The 21,884-nt window shown below is 67.6% G+C and carries 18 protein-coding genes; 12 read left to right on the top strand and 6 right to left on the bottom strand.

Annotated features, from left to right (window positions below):
- The first annotated feature begins 124 nt into the window (after nt 1–124).
- Together Q7J39_RS07450 and Q7J39_RS07445 are read left to right on the top strand one after the other, a co-directional pair.
- On the top strand, nt 125–487 hold the full coding sequence (locus Q7J39_RS07450) for a response regulator (RefSeq protein WP_304822213.1): 363 nt from the start codon (nt 125–127) through the stop codon (nt 485–487).
- Nucleotides 488–541: 54 nt separating this feature from the next.
- Entirely contained in the window at nt 542–3,343 is a 2,802-nt protein-coding gene (locus Q7J39_RS07445; protein ID WP_370690009.1) for a PAS domain S-box protein, read from the top strand.
- 99 nt (nt 3,344–3,442) lie between these two features.
- On the opposite strand, the gene Q7J39_RS07440 is transcribed toward Q7J39_RS07445, so the two are convergent.
- On the bottom strand, nt 3,443–4,255 hold the full coding sequence (locus Q7J39_RS07440) for an arylamine N-acetyltransferase (RefSeq protein ID WP_304822210.1): 813 nt from the start codon (nt 4,253–4,255) through the stop codon (nt 3,443–3,445).
- A gap of 69 nt (nt 4,256–4,324) precedes the next feature.
- On the opposite strand from Q7J39_RS07440, the gene Q7J39_RS07435 reads away from it, so the two are divergent.
- Nucleotides 4,325–4,750: a DUF3237 family protein gene (locus Q7J39_RS07435; RefSeq protein ID WP_304822207.1), complete on the top strand. Its 426-nt coding sequence runs from the start codon at nt 4,325–4,327 to the stop codon at nt 4,748–4,750.
- Nucleotides 4,751–4,754: 4 nt separating this feature from the next.
- Here Q7J39_RS07435 and Q7J39_RS07430 read toward each other — a convergent pair whose 3' ends face one another.
- Nucleotides 4,755–5,972, bottom strand: a complete 1,218-nt coding sequence (locus Q7J39_RS07430) for an LLM class flavin-dependent oxidoreductase (RefSeq protein ID WP_304822204.1) — start codon at nt 5,970–5,972, stop codon at nt 4,755–4,757.
- Between the two features lie 82 nt (nt 5,973–6,054).
- Nucleotides 6,055–7,080, bottom strand: coding sequence for a DNA topoisomerase IB (locus Q7J39_RS07425; RefSeq protein ID WP_304822200.1), 1,026 nt, complete (start codon nt 7,078–7,080; stop codon nt 6,055–6,057).
- 104 nt (nt 7,081–7,184) lie between these two features.
- Between Q7J39_RS07425 and rlmJ the strand changes: the two genes are divergently transcribed.
- From rlmJ to Q7J39_RS07395, 6 genes are all read left to right on the top strand, one after another.
- Complete coding sequence (rlmJ, locus tag Q7J39_RS07420) at nt 7,185–8,009, top strand: 23S rRNA (adenine(2030)-N(6))-methyltransferase RlmJ (RefSeq protein WP_304822197.1); 825 nt, start codon at nt 7,185–7,187, stop codon at nt 8,007–8,009.
- Nucleotides 8,010–8,079: 70 nt separating this feature from the next.
- Nucleotides 8,080–8,523 carry a hypothetical protein gene (locus tag Q7J39_RS07415; RefSeq protein ID WP_304822194.1) on the top strand — a complete coding sequence of 148 codons (444 nt, stop codon included), beginning with the start codon at nt 8,080–8,082 and terminating at the stop codon, nt 8,521–8,523.
- Nucleotides 8,524–8,584: 61 nt separating this feature from the next.
- Entirely contained in the window at nt 8,585–9,145 is a 561-nt protein-coding gene (locus Q7J39_RS07410) for a sugar transferase (protein ID WP_304822240.1), read from the top strand.
- 52 nt (nt 9,146–9,197) lie between these two features.
- Nucleotides 9,198–11,324 carry an AsmA family protein gene (locus Q7J39_RS07405; RefSeq protein ID WP_304822191.1) on the top strand — a complete coding sequence of 709 codons (2,127 nt, stop codon included), beginning with the start codon at nt 9,198–9,200 and terminating at the stop codon, nt 11,322–11,324.
- A gap of 114 nt (nt 11,325–11,438) precedes the next feature.
- A complete protein-coding gene (locus Q7J39_RS07400; RefSeq protein WP_304822188.1) occupies nt 11,439–11,915 on the top strand; it encodes a cytochrome c in 477 nt (158 codons plus the stop codon).
- A gap of 6 nt (nt 11,916–11,921) precedes the next feature.
- Complete coding sequence (locus Q7J39_RS07395) at nt 11,922–12,602, top strand: cytochrome b/b6 domain-containing protein (protein ID WP_304822185.1); 681 nt, start codon at nt 11,922–11,924, stop codon at nt 12,600–12,602.
- A gap of 125 nt (nt 12,603–12,727) precedes the next feature.
- Here Q7J39_RS07395 and Q7J39_RS07390 read toward each other — a convergent pair whose 3' ends face one another.
- The 3 genes from Q7J39_RS07390 to nth all read right to left on the bottom strand — a co-directional run bounded on the left by Q7J39_RS07390 (nt 12,728) and on the right by nth (nt 14,346).
- Nucleotides 12,728–13,102, bottom strand: coding sequence for a VOC family protein (locus Q7J39_RS07390; protein ID WP_304822182.1), 375 nt, complete (start codon nt 13,100–13,102; stop codon nt 12,728–12,730).
- Nucleotides 13,103–13,161: 59 nt separating this feature from the next.
- Nucleotides 13,162–13,482, bottom strand: a complete 321-nt coding sequence (locus tag Q7J39_RS07385; protein WP_293497389.1) for a hypothetical protein — start codon at nt 13,480–13,482, stop codon at nt 13,162–13,164.
- 141 nt (nt 13,483–13,623) lie between these two features.
- Nucleotides 13,624–14,346, bottom strand: coding sequence for an endonuclease III (nth, locus tag Q7J39_RS07380; protein ID WP_304822179.1), 723 nt, complete (start codon nt 14,344–14,346; stop codon nt 13,624–13,626).
- A gap of 87 nt (nt 14,347–14,433) precedes the next feature.
- On the opposite strand from nth, the gene Q7J39_RS07375 reads away from it, so the two are divergent.
- From Q7J39_RS07375 to Q7J39_RS07365, 3 genes are all read left to right on the top strand, one after another.
- Nucleotides 14,434–15,579 (top strand): L-lactate dehydrogenase, encoded by a 1,146-nt coding sequence (locus Q7J39_RS07375; RefSeq protein WP_304822173.1) that lies wholly within the window; start codon nt 14,434–14,436, stop codon nt 15,577–15,579.
- Nucleotides 15,580–15,725: 146 nt separating this feature from the next.
- Nucleotides 15,726–20,366 (top strand): glutamate synthase large subunit, encoded by a 4,641-nt coding sequence (gene gltB / locus Q7J39_RS07370; protein WP_304822170.1) that lies wholly within the window; start codon nt 15,726–15,728, stop codon nt 20,364–20,366.
- 23 nt (nt 20,367–20,389) lie between these two features.
- Complete coding sequence (locus tag Q7J39_RS07365) at nt 20,390–21,841, top strand: glutamate synthase subunit beta (protein WP_304822166.1); 1,452 nt, start codon at nt 20,390–20,392, stop codon at nt 21,839–21,841.
- Nucleotides 21,842–21,884 lie beyond the last annotated feature (43 nt).

The following is a 21,884-nucleotide window of genomic DNA, read 5'->3' as shown; positions in this document are numbered from 1 at the left end:
GGAATGAGTCAGAACCCATGCAAGCTTTGATCCGGCGCATGCTAGCTTTCCCGCCGCTGTAAGCCGTCACTGTCGCAGCGGGAGGCACTTTCAGTATGCTGCGATTACAGTTGATGGCGCTCTGATGGCCGTTATCCTCATTGTGGAAGACGAGCTTTTCATTCGCCAGAACGCCGAGTGGGCGATGGAAGACTTGGGGCACAGCACCCTTGTCGCCATGGACCTGGCCGAGGCGTTGGTCCACCTGTCCGCGTCACGCCATATCGACGCGCTGTTCGTCGATATCAGGCTCAGCGAACTGCCCTTTGGCGGCTACGATGTGGCCAACCAGGCCATCGTGCTGCGCCCGGGGCTGCGGGTGCTCTACACCTCTGGAGGGCTGTTGACTGCGGAGATGAGCGGCGGGTTCGTCGGGGGAGGCCAGTTCCTCCAGAAGCCCTATTCCGCCGAACAACTCGGAGAGTCGGTCGGCGCCCTGCTGCACTAAACCTCCCTCGGCCTTCGCCGGCGGTCACGACCTAGACCTCAGTTAGGAAGCCCCATCTCGAACCCCCATGCAGAGACGGGCGCCAATCTCGCCGCGCTGGCGGCACGCACGGCCGTTGACCGCCAGACGGAAGAGTCGATCGTCAAGGCCGGCGCCCTGCAGAGCGCCATCTTCAACAGCGCCAACTTCTCCAGCATCGCCACTGACGCCAAGGGTGTGATCCAGATCTTCAACGTCGGGGCCGAGCGGATGCTGGGCTATACGGCCGCCGAGGTGATGAACGCCATCACGCCCGCCGATATCTCCGACCCTCAGGAACTGATCGCGCGGGCCCAGGCGCTGAGCGCAGAACTGGCCACCGACATCACGCCGGGGTTCGAGGCCCTGGTGTTCAAGGCCTCGCGCGGGATCGAAGACATCTATGAGCTGACCTACATCCGCAAGGACGGCAGCCGCTTCCCGGCGGTGGTGTCGGTCACCGCGCTGCGCGACGCGCAGGACGCCATCATCGGATATCTGTTGATCGGCACCGACAACACCGCGCGCAAGGAGGCCGAGGAAGCCTTGCTGAAGGCCGGCGCGTTACAGAGCGCCATCTTCAACAGCGCCAACTTCTCCAGCATCGCGACCGACGCCAAGGGCGTGATCCAGATTTTCAACGTCGGCGCGGAGCGGATGCTGGGCTATGCCGCCGCTGACGTGATGAACACGATCACGCCGGCCGACATCTCCGATCCCCAGGAATTGATCGCGCGCGCCCAGGCATTGAGCGCCGAACTGGCCACCGACATCACGCCGGGGTTCGAGGCCCTGGTGTTCAAGGCCTCGCGCGGGATCGCGGACATCTACGAGCTGACCTATATCCGCAAGGATGGGACCCGGCTTCCGGCGCTCGTCTCGGTCACCGCGCTGCGCGACGCCCAGGACGCCATCATCGGCTACCTGCTGATCGGCACCGACAACACCGCCCGCAAGCTGGTCGAGGAGGAGCAGATGGCCTCCGACCAGCGGCTGCGCGACCAGCAATTCTATACCCGCTCGCTGATTGAATCGAACATCGACGCCCTGATCACCACCGACCCCAAGGGCATCATCACCGACGTCAACAAGCAGATGGAAGCCCTGACCGGCTCCACGCGGGACGAGCTGATCGGGGCGCCATTCAAAGACTGCTTCACCGACCCGGCGCGCGCCGAGGCCGCGATCAAGCGGGTGCTCGCCGAGAAGTCGGTCACCGACTACGAACTGACCGCCCGGGCCCGCGACGGCAAGAAGACCGTGGTCTCCTACAACGCCACCACCTTCTACGATCGCAGCCGCACCCTGAAGGGCGTGTTCGCCGCCGCCCGCGACGTCACCGAAAGCAAGCGCGTCGAGGTGGAACTGCAGCAGGCCAAGGCGGTCGCCGAGAGCGCCAGCCGCACCAAGTCCGACTTCCTGGCCAGCATGAGCCACGAGATCCGCACGCCGATGAACGCGATAATGGGCATCGCCGACCTGCTGGCGAAGACCGCACTCACGCCCGAGCAAGACAAGTTCGTGCAGATCTTCCGCCGGTCGGGCGACAACCTGCTGAACCTGATCAACGACATCCTGGACCTCTCGAAGGTGGAGGCCTCGCAGCTCGACCTGGAGCGGACGGGATTCTCGCTCAGCGACCACCTGGAAAAGGTGATCGAGATGGTGGCGCCGAGGGCGCACGAGAAGGGCCTGACCCTGGTCTGCGAGATCGCGCCCAGCGTGGCCAACGACCTGGTGGGCGATCCGACACGGTTGCGGCAGGTGCTGCTCAACCTGCTGGGCAATGCGATCAAGTTCACGCAAGCCGGCGAGGTTTCCCTGAAGGTGGAGGCGGACGAGGACCGCGCGCTGCCGACGGCCCTGCGCTTCACGGTTTCGGACTCCGGCATCGGCATCGCCGACGACAAGCTTGCCCGGGTGTTCGAACGGTTCACCCAGGCGGACTCCTCCACCACCCGACGGTTTGGCGGCTCGGGCCTGGGGCTCACGATTTCCAAGCGCCTGGTCGAACTCATGGGCGGGCGAATCTGGGTGAGCAGCATCGTCGATACGGGCAGCGTCTTCGCTTTCGCCGTGCCGTTCGAGGTCTGGGCGGCGGCGAGCCGGCCGGTCAGCGCGCCGGTGGGCGCCGGTCCCGACACACCGTTGCCGGTGATTAAGATTCTAATGGCCGAGGACTCGCCCGACAACTGCACCATCGCCCTGGCCTATCTTGAGCACACCCCGTTCCAGGTGGATGTCGCGGAGAACGGGATCATAGCCTGCGAGATGTTCAAGGCCGGCCATTACGACCTGGTGCTGATGGATCGGCAGATGCCGGCCATGGACGGCCTGACCGCGACCCGGACCATCCGCGCCTGGGAAAAGGCCAACGACCGGCCATCGACCCCGATCATCGCCCTGACCGCCTCGGCGCTGAAGGGCGATCGTGAGACGTGTCTAGCTGCGGGCTGCACCGCCTATCTGACCAAGCCCATCAAGCAGGACGTTCTGCTGCAGGCGATCCTGGACTATGCGCGAAGCGCCTCACCGGCGGTCCCGAACGAGCCGCGATCATGGCCGCTCAGCGCCAGGATCATCGCCCAGATCCCGGCCTATCTGGATAGCTGCCGACAACATGTCCTGACGATGCGGGAGGCCCTCAACCGAGAGGATTTCCAGCCCTTGACGATCCTGGGGCACAATATGCGCGGATCTGGCGGCGGCTTCGGCTTCCCGGCCATCACCGACTTTGGCGCAAGCCTGGAGCAGGCCGCCGCAGATACCGACATCCTGGCCTCGCGCCGACTGCTGGAGGATCTCTCCAGCTATCTCAATCACCAGAGCGGAGCCTAGACCCGTTCCGGATCAGGTTGAATCAACCTGATCGGATGAAAAGGGTCCATCTTCTTGAATCCAAAGCATGTCCGGACGGCGAACCGGCGCCCACTTGCGCTAGTCCGCCCTCTCGCCGAACAGTTCCTCATGCTTGGCGCAGATGGCGGGCCACAGGGCGTGCATCTCCGGCACATCGAGGTCGAACTCGCGGGTTAGGATGTCGAGGAACTCGTCGGCGGTCCCGATCAGGGCCTGTGTCCGTTCACCCGGCTGAATCCGGCGCAGGGTGCGGCCCAGGATGATCACCAGGCCGTCCGGCGTATGCCGCTGGACGATGGGAAACTGGGTGAAGATGGAGTCCGGCGATGTGCGCAGCCACTGGCAGGTGACATTGAGCGCTGTGTCGCTGGCGCTGGCCTGCGTGAAGTCGAAATAGGGCGCGCCGCCAAGGGCGTGATTGTGGAAGCGCCACCAGTCGGCGTCGAGCGCCTCCAGCCGGAAGTCGTAGCCCGCGACGGTGATCGGACCCGCCACCAGGGCCACAGGCTCAAGCGTCCCGTCGCCGAACCCGACATCGGCGATGTAGGGCCGGTCCAGGTCGACCCGCAGCACCAGGTGGTTGCCATGACTGATATCGCCACGCTCGGTGCGTCCGACGGCGCCGGCCATGCGGGTGACCGCAAAGCCGATCTCGCCCAGCGCCCAGCCCAGCAGGCCGTTCATCTCGTAGCACCAGCCGCCGCGCCGGCGGGTGACCAGCTTGTCGAAGGCGTGCTGCAGGCTGACGTCGCCGGGCCGCTGCAACTGGACGTCCAGGTTCTCGTAGGGGATGGCCAGCAGGTGGGCGCGGTGGATCGCCGTCAGGGTCTCCAGGTCCGGGCGCGGCGTCCCGGCATAGCCGATGCGGGCCAGATAGGCGTCGAGGTCCATGGGCGCTCCTTTCCGTGGTCAAGCTAGGACGGCTGGCGTGGCCGCGCCACTGTGGCTAGGACGGATCACATGGACAATCTGACCACCGAATTCGCCTTCGAGGCCCTCGTCTCCATCGATGCGGCCACCAAGATCGGCGACACCGCCCTGGGCAAGCGGCGGTTCATCGGCATCACCGGGGGAACCTTCAAGGGGCCGCGCATTGAGGGTGAGGTGATCCCCGGCGGGGCCGACTGGCAGACCGTGCGGGCCGACGGGGTGACGGTGATCGAGGCGATCTACGCCCTGAAGACCTCCGACGGCGCGGTGATCGCCGTGCGCAACCTGGGCCTGGTCGCGCCCACCGACGATGGCGGTCGCTATGTGCGCACCAACCCCACCTTCGATGCGCCGCAAGGGCCGCACGACTGGCTGAACAAGTCGATCTTCGTGGGCACGATCGGCGTCGCCGACGGCGGCAAGGCCGTGCGGATCGGCGTCTACCGGGTCGTGTGAGCGGCTATTCCTTGGCCGGCTCTCCCGCGCCGGTGATCAGGGCCACGATCTGCGGGCTGATGTTCTCGGCGCCCTTCTCCATCATGTGGGAGACGATGCGGGCGCCGACCGCGGCGCGGGTCTGGCTGGTGAACTCGGTCTTGTTCTCCCGCACCCAGTCCATGGAGGCCTTGCGGTTCACATTGAGCTGCTGGAAGTGCGGGACGACGTAGCGGGCGATCATCTCGTAGGACCGCTGGGTGTCGGCCCAGTTGGCCCAGTTGTGGGCCATCATGAGATAGCAGCCGAAGCCGCCGCTCTCTTCCTTCAGCTGCTCGATGCGGGCGATGGCCTCGTCGGGGGTCCCCACCACGGCGGAGCCCAGGGCGAGGTAGGCCTCGACGGGATCGCCGGCGAAATCATCGGGCACCATCGGCAGGTTGGCGATCTCGCGGAAGTAATAGATCCACTTCTCCAGGCCGAAGCGGACCTGTTCGATGGCCTTGTCTTTGGTCTCGGCGATGTGCATCTGGCCCACCAGCCGCCAGGCGTTGCGGTCCATGGTCTGGCCGCTGGCCTTGGCGATGTCCTCGGCGATGCCCCAGTTGGCGGCGAGCGCGTTGAACCCCGCCGTCGTGGTGGCGCCCAGGGACAGCAGGCCCACCCCGTGCTTGCCGGCGGCGCGAGCCCCGGTCGGCGAGACCTGGCTGGCCACGGCGATCTCCACCGAGGGGCGCGAATAGGGGGTCATCTGCAGGCGGGCGTTGACCAGGGTGAACCAGTCGCTCTCGTGGCTGACCTCCTCGCCGCGCAGCAGGCGGACCAGGACGTCGAGGGCCTCGTCCATGCGGTCGCGCTGCTTGGCCACCGGGATGCCCATCATGAAGGCGTCGGAGGAGAGCGCGCCGGGGCCGGCCCCGAACATCACCCGGCCGCGGGTCATGTGGTCCAGCTGGTTGATGCGGTCGGCCAGCATCATCGGGTGGTGATAGGGCAGGGAGGAGACCCCGGTGCCCAGCTTGATGTGTTTGGTGCGTTCGGCGGCGGCGGCGATGAACACCTCGGGCGAGGCGATCAGCTCATAGGCGGCCGAGTGGTGCTCGCCGATCCAGGCCTCTTCGAAGCCGAGATTGTCCAGGTGCTGCACCAGCTCCAGGTCGCGTTGGATGGCCAGCGTCGGGTTCTCGTCCAGCGGATGGAAGGGCGCGATGAAGGCGCCGAAGCGGAGTTTGGTCTCGAGCATGGTGGCCCTCCCTGGGTCTTTGGAAGGAGCTTAGCTGGGGTGACGCGGGGGCGCCTAGCAGCCCGTACCTGCGCTTCGAAATTCAGGACGCGGAGTCGCGGGCGGCTTCCAGGAACTTCAGCACCGAGAGCTCAAAGGCCCGCGCCGAGCCGGCGCCCTTGAGCGGCAGGACGCCGCGTTCGTAGGATTCCAGAACCAGCGGGTGGATGTAGGAGCCCCTGCAGACCGCCGCGGTGTTGCCCAGCAGCCCGGCGACGGCCTTCACGCAGGCGGCGACATTGCGCCTGGCCTCGGCCGCGCTGGCGGCCGGCGGATGCATCACCAGGCCTCGCGCGGCCGACAGGGTCCCGGCCCAGGTGCGGAAATCCTTGGCGGAGAAGTCGTCCCCCAGCGCCTCGCGGATGTAGGCGTTCACGTCGGCGCTCTCGACGGCCCGTCGTTGCCCGTCGTCGCCGATATACTGGAACAGGCGCTGGCCGGGGATGTCCTGGCAGGCCTTGACGATGCGGGCCAGGCGACGGTCGCGGAAGCCGGTCTGGTGGACCTTTCCGCTCTTGCCCCGGAACTGGAAGACCGCGCCGGTGGTGGTCACCTTGGCATGGCGGTCGCGCAGGGTGGTGAGGCCGAAGCTCTTGTTGGCTCGGGCGTATTCCTCGTTGCCCACCCGGATCAGGGTCATCTCCATCACCGCCACCACGGCGGCCAGCACCTTGTCGCGCGGCAGGCCCCGGCGGCCGAGGTCGGCCTGCACCCGCTTGCGCAGGCGGGGGAGGGCGCGGCCGAAGGCGATCACCCGGTCGTACTTGATCCCGTCGCGGTCCTGCCGCCAGTCTGGATGGTAGCGGTACTGCTTGCGGCCCTTCTGGTCGCGCCCGGTGACCTGGATGTGACCCCGCGCCGAGGGGCAGATCCAGACGTCGGTCCAGGCCGGTGGGATCACCAGGGCCTTGATGCGCGCCAGCTTCGCCTCGTCGTTGAGCGGTGCGCTCTCGGTGTCGCGGTAGGCGAAGCCGCCCTTGGCCGCGATCCGGGTGATGCCGGCGTCGTCGTCGTTGACGTAGGTCAGGCCGGCAGGCGCCAGGTCGATGTGTGCTGTGTCTCTGGCCATCCGCCACCTTTGGAACTACGGGGACGTGGCGCCTACGCCCCAGACAGCCGGTGAACGTGAACTCGGCGCGGCGAGTTCCTAAGTCGGACGGGAGACTAAATTCAGTGAACTATCGCCACGCCTACCATGCCGGAAACTTCGCCGACCTGATCAAGCATGCCGGACTGCTGCGGTTGATGGCGACCCTGACCAAGGGGCCGGGCTCGTTGACGGTGATCGACACCCATGCCGGGCGCGGGCTGTACGACCTGTCGGGCGCCGAGGCTCAGCGATCGGGGGAGGCGCAGGCGGGGATCGCCCAACTGATGAAGGCCACGGACCTTCCCGCGGCCTTCGGGCCGCTGCGGGCGGCGGTGAACAAGCTGAACAACAACGGTCCCACCAAGTTCTATCCCGGTTCGCCGCGCCTGATCGCCGACACCCTGCGCAAGAAGGATGTCTACATCGCCTGCGAACTACGCGGTGAGGAGCATGCCGCCCTTCGCATGGCGCTGAAGGGACGCACGGGGATCGAGACCCTCTGCGCCGACGGCTACGACACCGCGGTCGCCCGCTGCCCGCCCAAGGGTCCGGTGTTGGTCCTGATCGACCCCCCTTTCGAGCGGCCCGACGACTACACCCGGATCGTCGCCACCCTGAAGGCCATCGGCCGCCGCAACCGCGAGGCCGTGGTGATGATCTGGCTGCCGATCAAGGATCTGCAGACCTTCGACCATTTCCTCAATGAGGCCCAGGACACCGGCATCGGCCCCCTGCTGGTGGGTGAATGCCGGATGCGGCCCCTGGCTGACCCGATGAAGATGAACGGCTGCGCCCTGGTGACCGCGCGGGCTCCGGCCGACTTCGCCGCCTCCATGGAGGAGATGTGCCGCTGGACCGCCCAGACCCTGGGCCAGAATGGGCAGGGGCGAGTTTCGACGCTGTCATAAGGTTGATTTGCATCAAGGCGTATCTGGGTGGTGTTATGCTGCATTGCACAATCATTTTCGGAGACGTTCCATGATCGCGCTTAAGCCGAACGAGTCCGTCAGCCCTGCCGCGGCCCTGTATGTGCCGATCGGCGCGGCCTCGCCCCTGTGGTTCATGTTCACCGGGGCGGCCACGGCCGGTGTCGCCTATTGGTGGATGACCCGCTGGATGCAGCCCGTCCACCTCGAGGCGCTCCTGCCGTTCTCGGGCGCCGACGCCGAGCCGGCGGAGGAGGCGGCCATCCTGTTCGAGGCCTTTGTGGAGCCGCTGCTGGAGGCCGCCGAGCCCCTGGCGGCAGACGGCGGCGTCGTTGACCCCGACCCGGCCCCGGTTCCGGCGCCCGAGCCGGCTCCCAATCCCCTCGACACCCCGCCCGCCCAGGCGGCCGCCGAGACCGTCGCGCCGGTGGAGGCGGCGACCGAAACTTCGGCGCCCGCGCCCAAGCCGAAACCCAAGGCCACGCCGAAGGCGTGAGGCTGTAGCGCGCCAAGGCGCGGCGCATTAAGGCTGGTCCCAACGAGAGGGACGCGGCGTGCTGAAGCGAGGGCTGGACATTCTGGGCGCCACGGCGGGCCTGATCCTGCTGTCGCCCGTCCTGCTGGTCCTGGCCGTCGCCGTGCGCCTGGAGTCACCCGGCCCCGCCCTGCACTGGTCGCGCCGGGTGGGTCGGGACAACCATCTTTTCCCCATGCCCAAGTTCCGCAGCATGCGGATCGGCGCGCCTGACGTCGCCACCCACCTGCTGCCCGATCCCGCCTCCTGGATCACGCCGCTCGGCGGTTTCATGCGCCGCACCAGCCTGGATGAACTGCCCCAGCTGTGGAGCGTGCTGGTGGGCGATATGAGCCTGGTGGGGCCTCGGCCCGCCCTCTTCAACCAGGACGACCTGATGGCCCTGCGCAACGCCGCGGGCGTCCAGGTGCTCAGGCCGGGTCTGACCGGCTGGGCCCAGGTCCACGGCCGCGACGAGCTCCCGGTGCCCGACAAGGCCAGGCTGGACGCTGAGTACCTGGCCCGGCGCTCCACCCTCATGGACCTTTCCATAATCCTGCGCACCGCGATGACGGCCTTCTCGGGACGCGGCGTCCGCCACTAGGGACCCCTTCGGCGGCTCGCGCGTTCTGTCGTGACCCGGAGTTTCCCGCACCTTGTCAGTCGAACCGATCTACCAACGCGCTCGCACGGGCCTCATCCGCGCCCGAGATCGCGCGGCCGATGGCCTGCGCCGCGCGCGCGGCGGCCTGCGCCCGGGCTGGGAGCGCGCGCGGACGCGCCTTCGGGAAACCAGGTTCAAGCGCCCCAGCAACAAGGCCCTGGCCTGGACCGGCGGCGTCTTTGGCGCGCTGGTCGTGGCCATCGCGCTCTTCCTGATCCTGTTCGACTGGAACTATCTGCGCGGTCCCATCGGCCGCTACGCGTCGGCCAAGACCGGTCGGGAGATCGTCCTGGCCGGGGATCTGAAGGTGCACGCCTTCTCGCTGAACCCCAGCGCCTCGGTGCAGGGAATAAAGGTCGGCAATCCCAAATGGGCCGGCCCGGGCCAGACCGCCGATATCAAGAAGCTCGACGTCCAGGTTAAGCTGCTGCCCCTGTTCGTCGGCCAGGTGGTGCTGCTGAACCTGCAACTCGACCAGGCCAAGGTTGACCTTCTGCGTGACCGTCAGGGCCGCGCCACCTGGGATTTCTCCAACGGCAAGAAATCCAACAAGCCCTTCAAGATGCCGCCGATCCGGCGGTTCGTGATCAATGACGGCCACCTGAAGATCAGAGACCAGAAGCGCAAGCTGGTCCTGAACGGCGAGGTCAACGCGACCGAGGAGATGGGGCGGGCCGGGCGGGGCTTCCTGATGACTGGGGAAGGCGCGCTGAACGGAAACAGGTTCCTGCTGCGCATCCAGGGCGGCCCGCTGCTGAACGTCGATACCCGCAAGCCCTATCCCTTCGACGCCGACATTCGCTCCGGCGCGACCCGGGTGACCGCCAAGGGCGCGATCACCAAGCCCTTCGACCTGGGCCAGTTCGCCATGAACGCCACGGCCCAGGGGCCTGACCTGGCCGACCTCTACGACCTGACCGGCGTGGCCCTGCCCAACACCCCGCCCTACAAGCTGAACGGCCGACTGTCGCGCGATGAGCACCTCTACAAGATCGAGGGCCTGGGCGGCCGGGTCGGCGACAGCGATCTGGCCGGCTCGCTCTCCGTGGAGACCGGCGATGAGCGCCCCTATCTGAAGGCTGACCTGCGCACCCGCAGCCTGGACTTCGACGACCTCGCGGCGATCTTCGGCGGGGCGCCGTCGCGCAAGGCCGGGGAGACGGTTTCCCCGCAACAGGCCGCCGTGGGCCGGCAGATGGCCGCCCAGCGCCGACTGCTGCCGGACTCCACCCTGGACGTCACCAAGATCCGCTCTCTGGACGCCGACGTGCGCTACCGCGTCGCCGCGATCCACGACGCCATGTTGCCCCTCAGGTCCGGCGACGTCACGGTGAAGCTGGATCGCGGCCTGCTCAGCGCCAACCCGCTGATCCTCGACCTGCCCCAGGGCAAGATCACCGGCCAGGCGCATCTGAACGCCCGCAATGCCGTGCCCGTGACCGAAGTCGATGTGCGGCTGTCCAACGCCCGCCTCGAACAGCTCATCCCCATCAAGGGTCAACCCCTGGCCGGCAGCTTCGTGGGCCGGATCAAGCTGAAGGGCTCCGGAGACTCGGTCCACCGGGCGGCGGCCAACGCCGACGGCGAGGTGCTGGCGGTGGTTCCGAGCGGCGAGATCCGCGAGGCCTTCGCCGAACTGCTGGGCATCAACGCCACCAAGGGCCTGGGGCTCTTGTTCTCCAAGGACCAGGGCTCCGTGCCGATCCGCTGCGGCGTGGCGCACTTCCAGGCCAGGAACGGCGTGCTGACCGCCGACCGCATCGTCTTCGACACCAAGCCGGTGGTGGCCACCGGTGGCGGGACCATCAATCTCGAGAACGAGACGATGGACCTGCGCATCCAGGGGCGCTCCAAGGAACTGCGGCTCGTGCGCCTGCTGTCGCCGATCACCGTCAAGGGGCCGATCGTGGGGCCCAAGGTCGGTATCGAGACCGGCCGGGTGGTGGCCCAGGGCGGCGTCGCCGCGGCCCTGGCCGGACTGGTCAATCCGCTGGCCCTGCTGCTGCCCTTCGTCGATCCGGGGCTGGCCAAGGACGCCTCCTGCGCGGCCCTGATCGCCGAGGCCGGCCGTGAGGGTGTCCCCGTCAAGACAGTCGCCGCCAAGACCGCCCGCCGTTGATCATTTCAGGCCGGCAGCAAACCGAGTCCGTCTTGAAACCAACCCGCGATTGACGTCACCTCCGGACGACCGTCACAGTCGGACTTCCGGTTTCAGATGCGAAGAGGTCTCTCGATGGCTCGTCTCACCAAGCGCCCCCTGGGCCTCGTCCTGGGCGTGGCCCTCAGCCTGACCGCCGTTGGCGGCGCGGCCCTGGCCGCCGTCTCCGCGGAGAAGGTGATCGCCGAGCGCCAGAAGGGCCTGAAGGCCATGGGCGGCGCCTTCAAGACCATCAACGACAACCTCAAGACCGACGCCCCCGACGCCAAGCTGATCGCGGCCCAGGCCAAGATCGTGAAGGCCGGCGCCCATAAGATCCCCGGCTGGTTCCCGAAGGGTAGCGGCCCGGAGGCCGGCTTCAAGACCGCCGCCAAGCCGGAAATCTGGACCGACGGCGCCAAGTTCGCCGCCGCCGCCAAGGGTTTGCAGGTGGAGAGCGCCAAGCTGGAAACCATCGCCAAGGGCGGAAACATCGACGCCATCAAGGCCCAGGTGAAGGCCACCGGCGGCGCCTGCGGGACCTGCCACACCCCCTTCCGCGTCAAATCCTAGGGCGCCATGAGCGACGCGCGCCCCACCGCCACCAAGCTCTGGGACCTGCCGACCCGGATCACGCACTGGGCCCTGGTGGTGCTGATCCTCGTCTCCTGGCTGACCGGTGGCGAGAACATGCAAGTTCACCGGTGGTCTGGATACGGGGTCATCGGCCTGCTGGTCTTCCGCCTCTACTGGGGCTTCTTCGGCAGCGAGAGCGCCAGGTTCAGCCACTTCGTGAAGGGGCCAGGCGCCACGGTCGGTTATCTCAAGACCATGGGCCAGCGCACCGCCGGGGATCTCGTCGGCCACAGCCCGGTCGGCGCGGTGAGCGTCGTCCTGCTACTGCTGGTCATGCTGCTGCAGGTGAGCCTGGGCCTATTCGCTAGCGATATCGACGGCATCGAGTCCGGACCGCTCTCGCACCTGGTGGACTTCGACACCAGCCGGCTGGCCTCGGACTGGCATGAGCTGACCTTCCGCCTGCTGCAGGCCCTGGTGGTCATGCATGTCGCGGCCATCGCCTTCTACGCCCTGTGGAAGCGCCAGAACCTCATCACCGCCATGATCACCGGCAAGCGGGTGTTCTCCGGTCCGGTTCCGACCCTGAAGTTCGCGCCGGTCTGGAGCTTCGTGGTCGGCGTGGTGATCGCGGTGGCGGCGGCCTGGCTGCTCGCCCGGGGCCTGAAACTGCCGAAGTTCTGACTGACCGCGGCACACCCAACTCCGTCATCCCGGACGCCGATAGGCGATCCGGGACCCAGGGGCCCAGCGCACCGCCCCTGGGTCCCGGCTCTTCGCTGCGCTACGGCCGGGATGACGGGAGGGGGTTAGTGCATGGTGTCGGCGACGATCTCGAGCTTGTTGCCGTCGGGATCGAGCAGGACGGCGCCGTAATAGTCGGCTGAGATGTCAGGGTGCAGACCGGCCACGCGGACCACGGTCGCGCCCTGGGCCAGGGCGGCGGCGTAGGCGGCGTCCACCGCTGACCGGCTATCGGCGCTGAAGGCGATGTGGGTTCCGAGGCCGGCCACCTGACCCCCTGCTACCGGATATAGGTAGAACTGACGGCTGCCGCCGGGGCCGTAGGCCAACTCGGCTTCGGCCGCGAAGGTGTTGGCGCAGCCCAGCGGGGCGAAGAACGCGTCATAGAAGCGGCGGGCGGTGGCGAGGTCGCGGACGCCTACGGACAGATGATCGAACATGAGGTGTCTCCCGGCCAAGCTTGGTCCCTATTTGGGGAGCCAGGCCGGGATGAACAAGTCTAGGCGGCGGCGCCCTTCAGGCAATTGAGCCAGGCGTCTTCGCGGGCCTTCTCGGCCTCACGCAGGGTGGTTTCAGCGTCGCGAACGGCGGCGTCGTGCTTGCGCCATTCCAGAACCGCGCCCTCGCGGGCGGCGCGGGCGGCTTCCATGGTCTCGAAGCGGGCGAGAATGGCGCGCACGCTGTAGGTCACCGGCGGACCCACGGTTTCGCGGTCGGGATAGAAGCCGGTGATGGAGTCCGTGCTCTCGCTGTCGATGTGGAAGACATCGGCCCAGCCGGCGTGGTGACGCATCAGGGCCCAGGGACGTTGCACGGTCATCAGTTGCTCCTCGAATCCGCAAGGCGGGGTCTTGCGCGGAACCTAGCGCGGCTCGCGCCCGGCTCCAACGCCGCACGCGCGCGGCAATAGCAGATGCACCGCTTCAGATGAAAGCCGAACCGTGAAATTCGATCCGCCCGTTCAGGCGTCGAAGGGGATGACGCGGCGGTCCTGGTCGCCGGAGACGCCGACCCGGGGGCAAGCGTCGCGGAGGACGCAGAGGCCGCAGGCGGGGTCGAAGTGGGTGCACAGCGATTGACCGTGGCCCTTCAGCAGCCAGTGCAGTTCGTAGAGTTGTTCGCCCTGCCATTCGGCCGGCGCCTGATCCATCAGGCTGTCATAGGCCGCCCGCGCATCGCCGGCGCGCGCGGTGAGGCCCAGCCGGCGCGCGACGCGGTGGACGTGGGTGTCCACTACCAGGGCCCGGCGGTTCAGAGTGCTGAGGTTCAGCACCGCCGCGGCGATCTTCACCCCCACGCCCGGCAGGCGCATCAGCCAGGCCAGGGCCTCGTCCACCGGCTCGGCGGCCAGGAAGTCCAGGTTCAACTCGCCGCGTTTCAGCAGCAACACGCGGATCAGGATCGGCAGCTGCCGCGCCTTCTGGTCGGCGAAGGTCACCGGATCGATCACCGGCTCCAACGCCTCCTGGGTGGCGTGGACCAGGGCCTCCCAGTCGGGATAGGCCGCCCGCAGCCGGATGAAGGCCGCCCAGGACACCTCGTCATAGGTCCGGGAGCTCAGCACCGACTTGATGAGCTGGGACACCGGGTCCAGCGGATGCTCGGGGCGCTGCGGGCCCAGGACACTGCGCAGCCGGTCGCGCGTGGGCGGCAAGTCGGAGGGAAGGGCGAGTCGGATGTGCATGCCGTCACGCTAGAACAAAAGTAGAACATTTGTAAACCCGCCCGACGCGTCCTACGAAGGCAGCCGGCATCCACGGGAAGGGCGGCCATGACCCCTGCCTCGATCTCCGACTATCGCGAGCTGGCGCGCCGCCGGCTACCGCCGATGTTCTTTGAATACATCGATGGCGGCTCCTACGCCGAGGTGACCCTCCAGAGGAACGTGGCCGACATGGAGGCCATCGCCCTGCGCCAGCGGGTGATGCGCGACATGAGCCAGTTGGACCTGAGCATCGAGACCCTGGGCCAGAAGCTCAGCTTCCCGGTGGGCCTGTCGCCGGTAGGGATGGCCGGCATGTACAGCCGCCGGGGCGAGGTTCAGGCGGCCAAGGCCGCGGCCAGTCTTGGGGTGCCCTTCTGCCTGTCCACCGTCGGGGTCTGCTCGGTGGAAGAGGTGGCGGCCAGCGGCGCGGCGCCCTGGTTCCAGCTCTACATGCTCAAGGACCGTGGCTACATGGCCGACCTGTTGGCCCGCGCCAAGGCGGCCGGCTGTCCGGTCCTGGTGTTCACCGTCGACCTGCCGCTGCCCGGCTCGCGCTATCGTGATGTCCGCTCGGGGTTCACCGGATCGAGCGGGATATCCGGGGCGATGAACACCGCCTGGCAGGGGATGACCCATCCCCACTGGCTATGGGACGTCTGGCTGCACGGTCGCCCCCATACCCTGGGCAGCGTGGCAAATGCGGTTCCGCAGGCTGGCGGGGTCACCGACTTCCTCGCCTGGATCGCCAAAAACTTCGACCGCTCGGTGACCTGGGCTGACCTCGATTGGGTGCGCAGGACGTGGGACGGGCCCATCGTCATCAAGGGCGTGCTGGATCCGGACGACGCCCGCGACGCCCGGTCGGCCGGCGCGCAGGGCCTGATCGTGTCCAATCATGGCGGACGTCAGCTCGACGGCGTGCGCTCCTCGATCTCCGCCCTGCCGGCGGTGGTCGAGGCGGTGGGCGGCGATCTGGAGGTCTATCTGGACGGCGGCGTGCGGTCCGGCTTGGATGTGCTGAAAGCCCTTTCGCTGGGCGCCAAGGCCTGCTTCGTTGGCCGCGCCTGGGCCTATGCGCTGGGGGCCGGCGGCGAGAAGATGGTCGCCCGCATGCTGGGAACCCTGCGCAGCGAGCTTTCGACGGCCATGGTGCTCACCGGTTGCCGCAATGCGCGGGACGCGGACAAAACCCTGCTCGACCTCGCAACTTAGAAAAACTTTTCAAATCCATAGGTTCGAACCCATCGACAAGGGTCGATCTTGCCGGTAATGGCCGCGCGAACGTGCGTTTCACGGTCGGGTCCGGCCGTGCGGGCGCATGCCTGTAATGCCTGCTAGTAGAAGAATGAGGTACCCGCATGGGCGCTCCGGAACGGCAAGGTCTGTACGACCCGCGCAATGAACACGATGCGTGCGGTGTGGGGTTTGTGGCCAATATCAAAGGCCGCAAATCGCATGAGGTCGTGACCGCCGGACTGGAAATCCTGATCAACCTCGACCACCGCGGCGCCGTCGGCGCCGATCCGCTGGTGGGCGACGGGGCGGGGATTCTGATTCAGCTGCCCGACGCCCTGCTGCGCGACTGGGCTGGCAAGGAAGGCGTCGAGCTGCCGGCGCCCGGCGACTATGCCGTGGCCATGTGCTTCATGCCGCGCGACGACGCCGCGCGCGCCCTGGCGGTGAGCCAGTTCGAGCACTTCCTGAAGGTCGAGGGCCAGGTCTTCATCGCCTGGCGCGACGTGCCCGTCGACACCACCGGCCTGGGTGAAGCCGTGCTGGCCGAGATGCCGGTGATCCGCCAGGCCATCGTCGGTCGCGGCCCCGGGACCAAGGACCAGGACGCCTTCGAGCGGAAGCTGCTGACCATTCGCAAGCAGCTGCAGAACCCGCTGGCCGAGCTGGCCGTGAAGAAGAACCTGCCGGGCCTGACCCAGCTGTACCTGCCGTCGTTCTCGACCCGGACGGTGGTCTATAAGGGCCTGTTGCTGGCCGGCCAGGTCGGGACCTTCTACACCGATCTCGCCAACCCGCTGACGGAGTCGGCGCTCGCCCTGGTCCACCAGCGCTTCTCCACCAACACCTTCCCGTCGTGGAAGCTGGCGCACCCCTACCGGTTCATCGCCCACAACGGCGAGATCAACACCGTGCGCGGCAACGTCAACTGGATGAACGCGCGCCGCCGCACGCTGGAAAGCGACCTGCTGGGTCCTGACCTCAACAAGATGTGGCCGCTGATCCCGCACGGCCAGTCCGACACGGCCTGCCTGGACAATGCGCTCGAGCTGCTGGTGGCCGGCGGCTACCCGCTGGCCCACGCGGTGATGATGCTGATCCCGGAGGCCTGGGCCGGCAATCCGCTGATGGATCCCAAGCGCAAGGCCTTCTACGAATATCACGCCGCCCTGATGGAGCCGTGGGACGGCCCCGCCGCGGTGGCCTTCACCGACGGCCGCCAGATCGGCGCCACCCTGGACCGCAACGGCCTGCGTCCCGCCCGCTTCGTCATCACCGACCAGGACCATGTGATCATGGCCTCGGAGATGGGTGTGCTGGTGGTTCCGGAAGAGCGCGTCCTGCGCAAGTGGCGCCTGCAGCCCGGCAAGATGCTGCTGATCGACATGGAGGAAGGCCGGATCATCGAGGACGAGGAGATCAAGGCCTCCCTCGCCGACGCCGAGCCCTATGCCGAATGGCTGGCCCAGACCCAGTTCAAGCTGGAAGACCTGCCCGAGGCGCCGCCCGCCGAGGCCCTGCTGGGCAACGATCCGAACCGCCTGCTCGATCGTCAGCAGGCCTTTGGCTACACCCAGGAGGACCTTTCCTTCTTCCTGGAGCCCATGGCCCAGACTGGCGAGGACCCCATCGGCTCGATGGGTGGAGACGTGCCGATCGCGGTGCTGTCGAAGCGCGCCAAGCTGCTCTACGACTACTTCAAGCAGAACTTCGCCCAGGTCACCAACCCGCCGATTGACCCGATCCGCGAGGAACTGGTGATGAGCCTGGTGTCGATGATCGGCCCGCGCCCGAACCTGCTGGGCCGTCAGGCCGGCACCCACAAGCGCCTGGAAGTCTCTCAGCCGATCCTCACCAACGAGGACCTGGCCAAGATCCGCGCCATCAGCGAGCTGCTGGACGGCGCCTTCCGCACCGCGACGCTCGACGCCACCTGGGCGGCCGAGGAAGGCCCTGCCGGGCTTGAGCGCGCGCTCGACCGCCTGTGCCGCGAGGCCACCGACAACGTGCTGGCCGACATGAACATCCTGATCCTGTCGGATCGGGCGACGTCGGCCGACCGCATCGCCATCCCGGCGGCGCTGGCGACGGCGGCGGTTCACCACCACCTGATCCGCCAGGGCCTGCGCATGCAGACCGGCCTGGTGATCGAGACCGGCGAAGCACGCGAAGTTCACCACTTCTGCGTCCTGGCCGGCTACGGCGCCGAGGCCGTGAACCCCTATCTGGCCTTCGAGACCCTGGAGACCCTGCGGGTCGCCAACGGCTACAGCCTGTCGGCCTACGATGTCCGCAAGAACTACATCAAGGCGGTCGGCAAGGGCGTGTTGAAGGTGATGTCCAAGATGGGCATCTCCACTTACCAGTCCTATTGCGGCGCCCAGATCTTCGACGCCGTGGGCCTGAACTCCACGGTGATCGAGCAGTACTTCACCGGCACCGCGACGACGATCGAGGGCATCGGCCTCTATCAGATCGCCGAGGAGGCCGTGCGCCGCCACCGCGACGCCTTCGGTGACAACCCGATCTACGCCTCGATGCTTGACGTCGGCGGCACCTACGCCTTCCGCCTGCGCGGCGAGGAGCACGCCTGGACGCCGGAGACGGTGGGGCAGCTGCAGCATGCCGTGCGCGGCAACCTGCCTGACGCCTACAAGGCCTTCGCCGCCGGCATCAACGAGCAGTCCCAGCGCCTGCTGACCATCCGCGGCCTGATGCGCTTAAAGCTGGCGGAAACCCCGCTGAGCCTGGACGAGGTCGAACCGGCCAGCGAGATCGTCAAGCGCTTCGCCACCGGCGCCATGAGCTTCGGCTCCATCAGCCGCGAGGCCCACACCACCCTGGCCATGGCCATGAACCGGATCGGCGGCAAGTCGAACACCGGGGAGGGCGGCGAAGAATCCGATCGCTTCAAGCCGCTGCCCAACGGCGACTCCATGCGCTCGGCCATCAAGCAGGTGGCCTCGGGCCGTTTCGGCGTGACCACCGAGTACCTGGTCAACGCCGATGACATCCAGATCAAGATGGCCCAGGGCGCCAAGCCCGGCGAGGGCGGCCAGCTGCCCGGTCACAAGGTGGACGCCAACATCGCCCGCGTGCGCCATTCCACGCCGGGGGTCGGCCTGATCAGCCCGCCGCCGCACCACGACATCTATTCCATCGAGGACCTGGCCCAGCTCATCCACGACCTGAAGAACGTCAACTCCAAGGCCCGCATCTCCGTGAAGCTGGTGTCGGAAGTGGGCGTTGGCACGGTGGCGGCGGGCGTGGCCAAGGCGCGCGCCGACCACATCACCATCTCGGGCTTCGAGGGCGGCACCGGGGCCTCGCCCCTGACCTCGCTCACCCACGCCGGCTCCCCCTGGGAGATCGGCTTGGCCGAGACCCAGCAGACCCTGCTGCTCAATGGCCTGCGCACCCGCGTGGCGGTGCAGGCCGATGGCGGCCTGCGCACCGGCCGTGACGTGGCCGTCGCCGCCCTGCTGGGGGCCGACGAGTTCGGCTTCGCCACCGCGCCGCTGATCGCGGCCGGCTGCATCATGATGCGCAAGTGCCACCTGAACACCTGCCCGGTGGGCGTTGCGACCCAGGACCCGATCCTGCGCGCCCGGTTCACCGGCCAACCCGAGCACGTGATCAACTACTTCTTCTTCGTCGCCGAAGAGCTGCGCGAGATCATGGCCAGCCTCGGGTTCAGGACGATGAACGAGATGATCGGCCAGGTCAGCCGCCTCGACATGCGCGAGGCCGTCGATCACTGGAAGGCCAGCGGCGTGGACCTGTCGAAGATCCTGCACGAGGTCCAGCCGGGCGAGCCCAAGGGCCTGTGGAACCAGGACCGCCAGGACCATGGCCTGGACAAGGCGCTCGACAACACCCTGATCGCCGACGCCAAGGACGCCCTGGCCAACCGCACCCCGATGCGCGGCGAGTACCCGATCCGCAACATCAACCGCACCGTCGGCGCCATGCTGTCGGGCGAGGTGGCCCGCGCCTATGGCCATGCCGGCCTGCCGGAAGACACCATCTCGCTGACCTTCCACGGGGCGGCGGGCCAGAGCTTCGGCGCCTTCGCCGCGCGCGGGGTCAGCCTGGAGCTGATCGGCGACGGCAATGACTATGTGGGCAAGGGCCTGTCGGGTGGCCGGGTGGTCGTGCGCCAGCCCAAGGACAGCCGCCGCGATCCGACCCAGAACATCATCGTCGGCAACACCGTCCTCTACGGCGCCATCGCCGGGGAGGCCTATTTCCAGGGCGTGGCCGGCGAACGCTTCGCCGTCCGCAACTCCGGCGCCGTCACGGTGGTGGAGGGTACCGGCGATCACGGCTGCGAGTACATGACCGGCGGCGTGGTGGTGGTGCTGGGTGACACCGGGCGCAACTTCGCGGCCGGCATGTCGGGCGGCATCGCCTATGTCTACGATCCGAAGGGTCGCTTCACCCCGCTGTGCAACCCCTCGATGGTCGACATCGAGAAGGTGGCCCCGGCCAGTGGCGGCGCCGACGATGTGGGCCGTCCCAGCCAGCGCTCCCCCTCGGTGGAGAACAACGGCATGGGCGACATGCTGGCCTTCGACGCCGAGCGGCTGAAGATCCTGGTGGAACGCCACCTGCTCTATACGGGCAGCGCGCGGGCCAAGGAGATCCTGGACAACTGGGACACCTGCCTGACCTCCTTCGTGAAGGTCATGCCCAAGGACTATCGCCGCGCGCTCACCGATATGGCCGCCGAGCGACTGGCGGCCGCCGCCGTCGCCGCCGAATAGAATTTCAGAGTCGGAGTAAACCCATGGGCAAGCCCACCGGCTTCCTGGAAATTGAGCGCCAGGATCGCGGCTACGAGAAGCCGCAGGACCGCCTTCGCAACTGGAAGGAGTTCGTCCATCCGCTGCCGCAGGACGTGCTGAACAAGCAGGCCGCGCGCTGCATGGACTGCGGGATTCCGTTCTGCCACACCGGCTGTCCGGTGAATAACCAGATCCCGGATTTCAACAACCTGGTCTATCGCGACCAGTGGAAGACGGCGCTGGAGAACCTCCAGTCCACCAACAACTTCCCGGAGTTCACCGGCCGCGTCTGCCCCGCCCCCTGCGAGGCGTCCTGCACCCTGAACATCATCGACACCCCGGTGACCATCAAGACGATCGAATGCGCCATCGTCGACAAGGGATGGGAAGAGGGCTGGATCACGCCGCAGATGTCGCCGCGCGGCACCGGCAAGCGGGTCGCGGTGGTGGGTTCGGGGCCTGCGGGGCTAGCCTGCGCCCAGCAACTGGCCCGGGCCGGCCATGCGACGACCGTGTTCGAGAAGAGCGACCGCATCGGCGGCCTGCTCCGCTACGGCATCCCCGACTTCAAGATGGAAAAGCACCTCATCGACCGCCGTGTGGCGCAGATGGAGGCTGAAGGCGTCATCTTCCGCACCAGCATGGAGATCGGCGTCTCGGTCTCGGTGCAGCGCCTGCTGGACGACTATGATGTGCTGGTGATGGCCGGCGGGGCCGAGAACCCCCGCGACCTGGAGGTCCAGGGCCGCGACCTGGACGGCATCCACTTCGCCATGGATTTCCTGGTCCAGCAGAACAAGCGCAACGCTGGCGACGACGAACTGCGCGCAGCGCCCACCGGCGCCATCTCGGCCACCGGCAAGCATGTGGTGGTGATCGGCGGCGGGGACACCGGGTCCGACTGCATCGGCACCTCCAACCGCCATGGGGCGGCCTCGGTCACCCAGCTGGAAATCATGCCCGAGCCCCCGGCCCGGGAGAACAAGTTCATGACCTGGCCGGACTGGCCGCTGAAGCTGCGCACCTCGTCGAGCCACGAAGAGGGCTGCGAGCGCGACTTCGCCGTGGCCACCAAGCGCGCCATCGGAGCCAACGGCAAGATCGAGGCCCTGGAGTGCGTCCGCATGGAGTGGGCGCCGGGCGCCGACGGCCGTCAGGTGCTGAAGGAAGTGGAAGGCAGCGAATTCCAGCTGAAGGCCGACCTGGTGCTACTGGCCATGGGCTTCGTCTCGCCCAAGCACAACGCCTTCACCGAGCAGGCCGGGGTCGAGATCGACCCGCGCGGCAACGTGAAAGCCCCGGTCACCGACTACAAGACCTCCACGCCGAACATCTTCTCCTGCGGCGACATGCGGCGCGGCCAGTCCCTGGTGGTCTGGGCGATCCGCGAGGGCCGTCAGTGCGCCCAGGCCGTGGACGCCTTCCTGATGGGCGCGAGCAAGCTGCCGCGCTGAGGCTAGTCTTTCCTCCCCTGTGACGCGGAGCGGAACGGGGGAG

Source organism: Phenylobacterium sp. (genome assembly GCF_030651185.1).
GTDB lineage: Bacteria > Pseudomonadota > Alphaproteobacteria > Caulobacterales > Caulobacteraceae > Phenylobacterium.
This window is presented reverse-complemented; position numbering and strand designations above follow the sequence as displayed.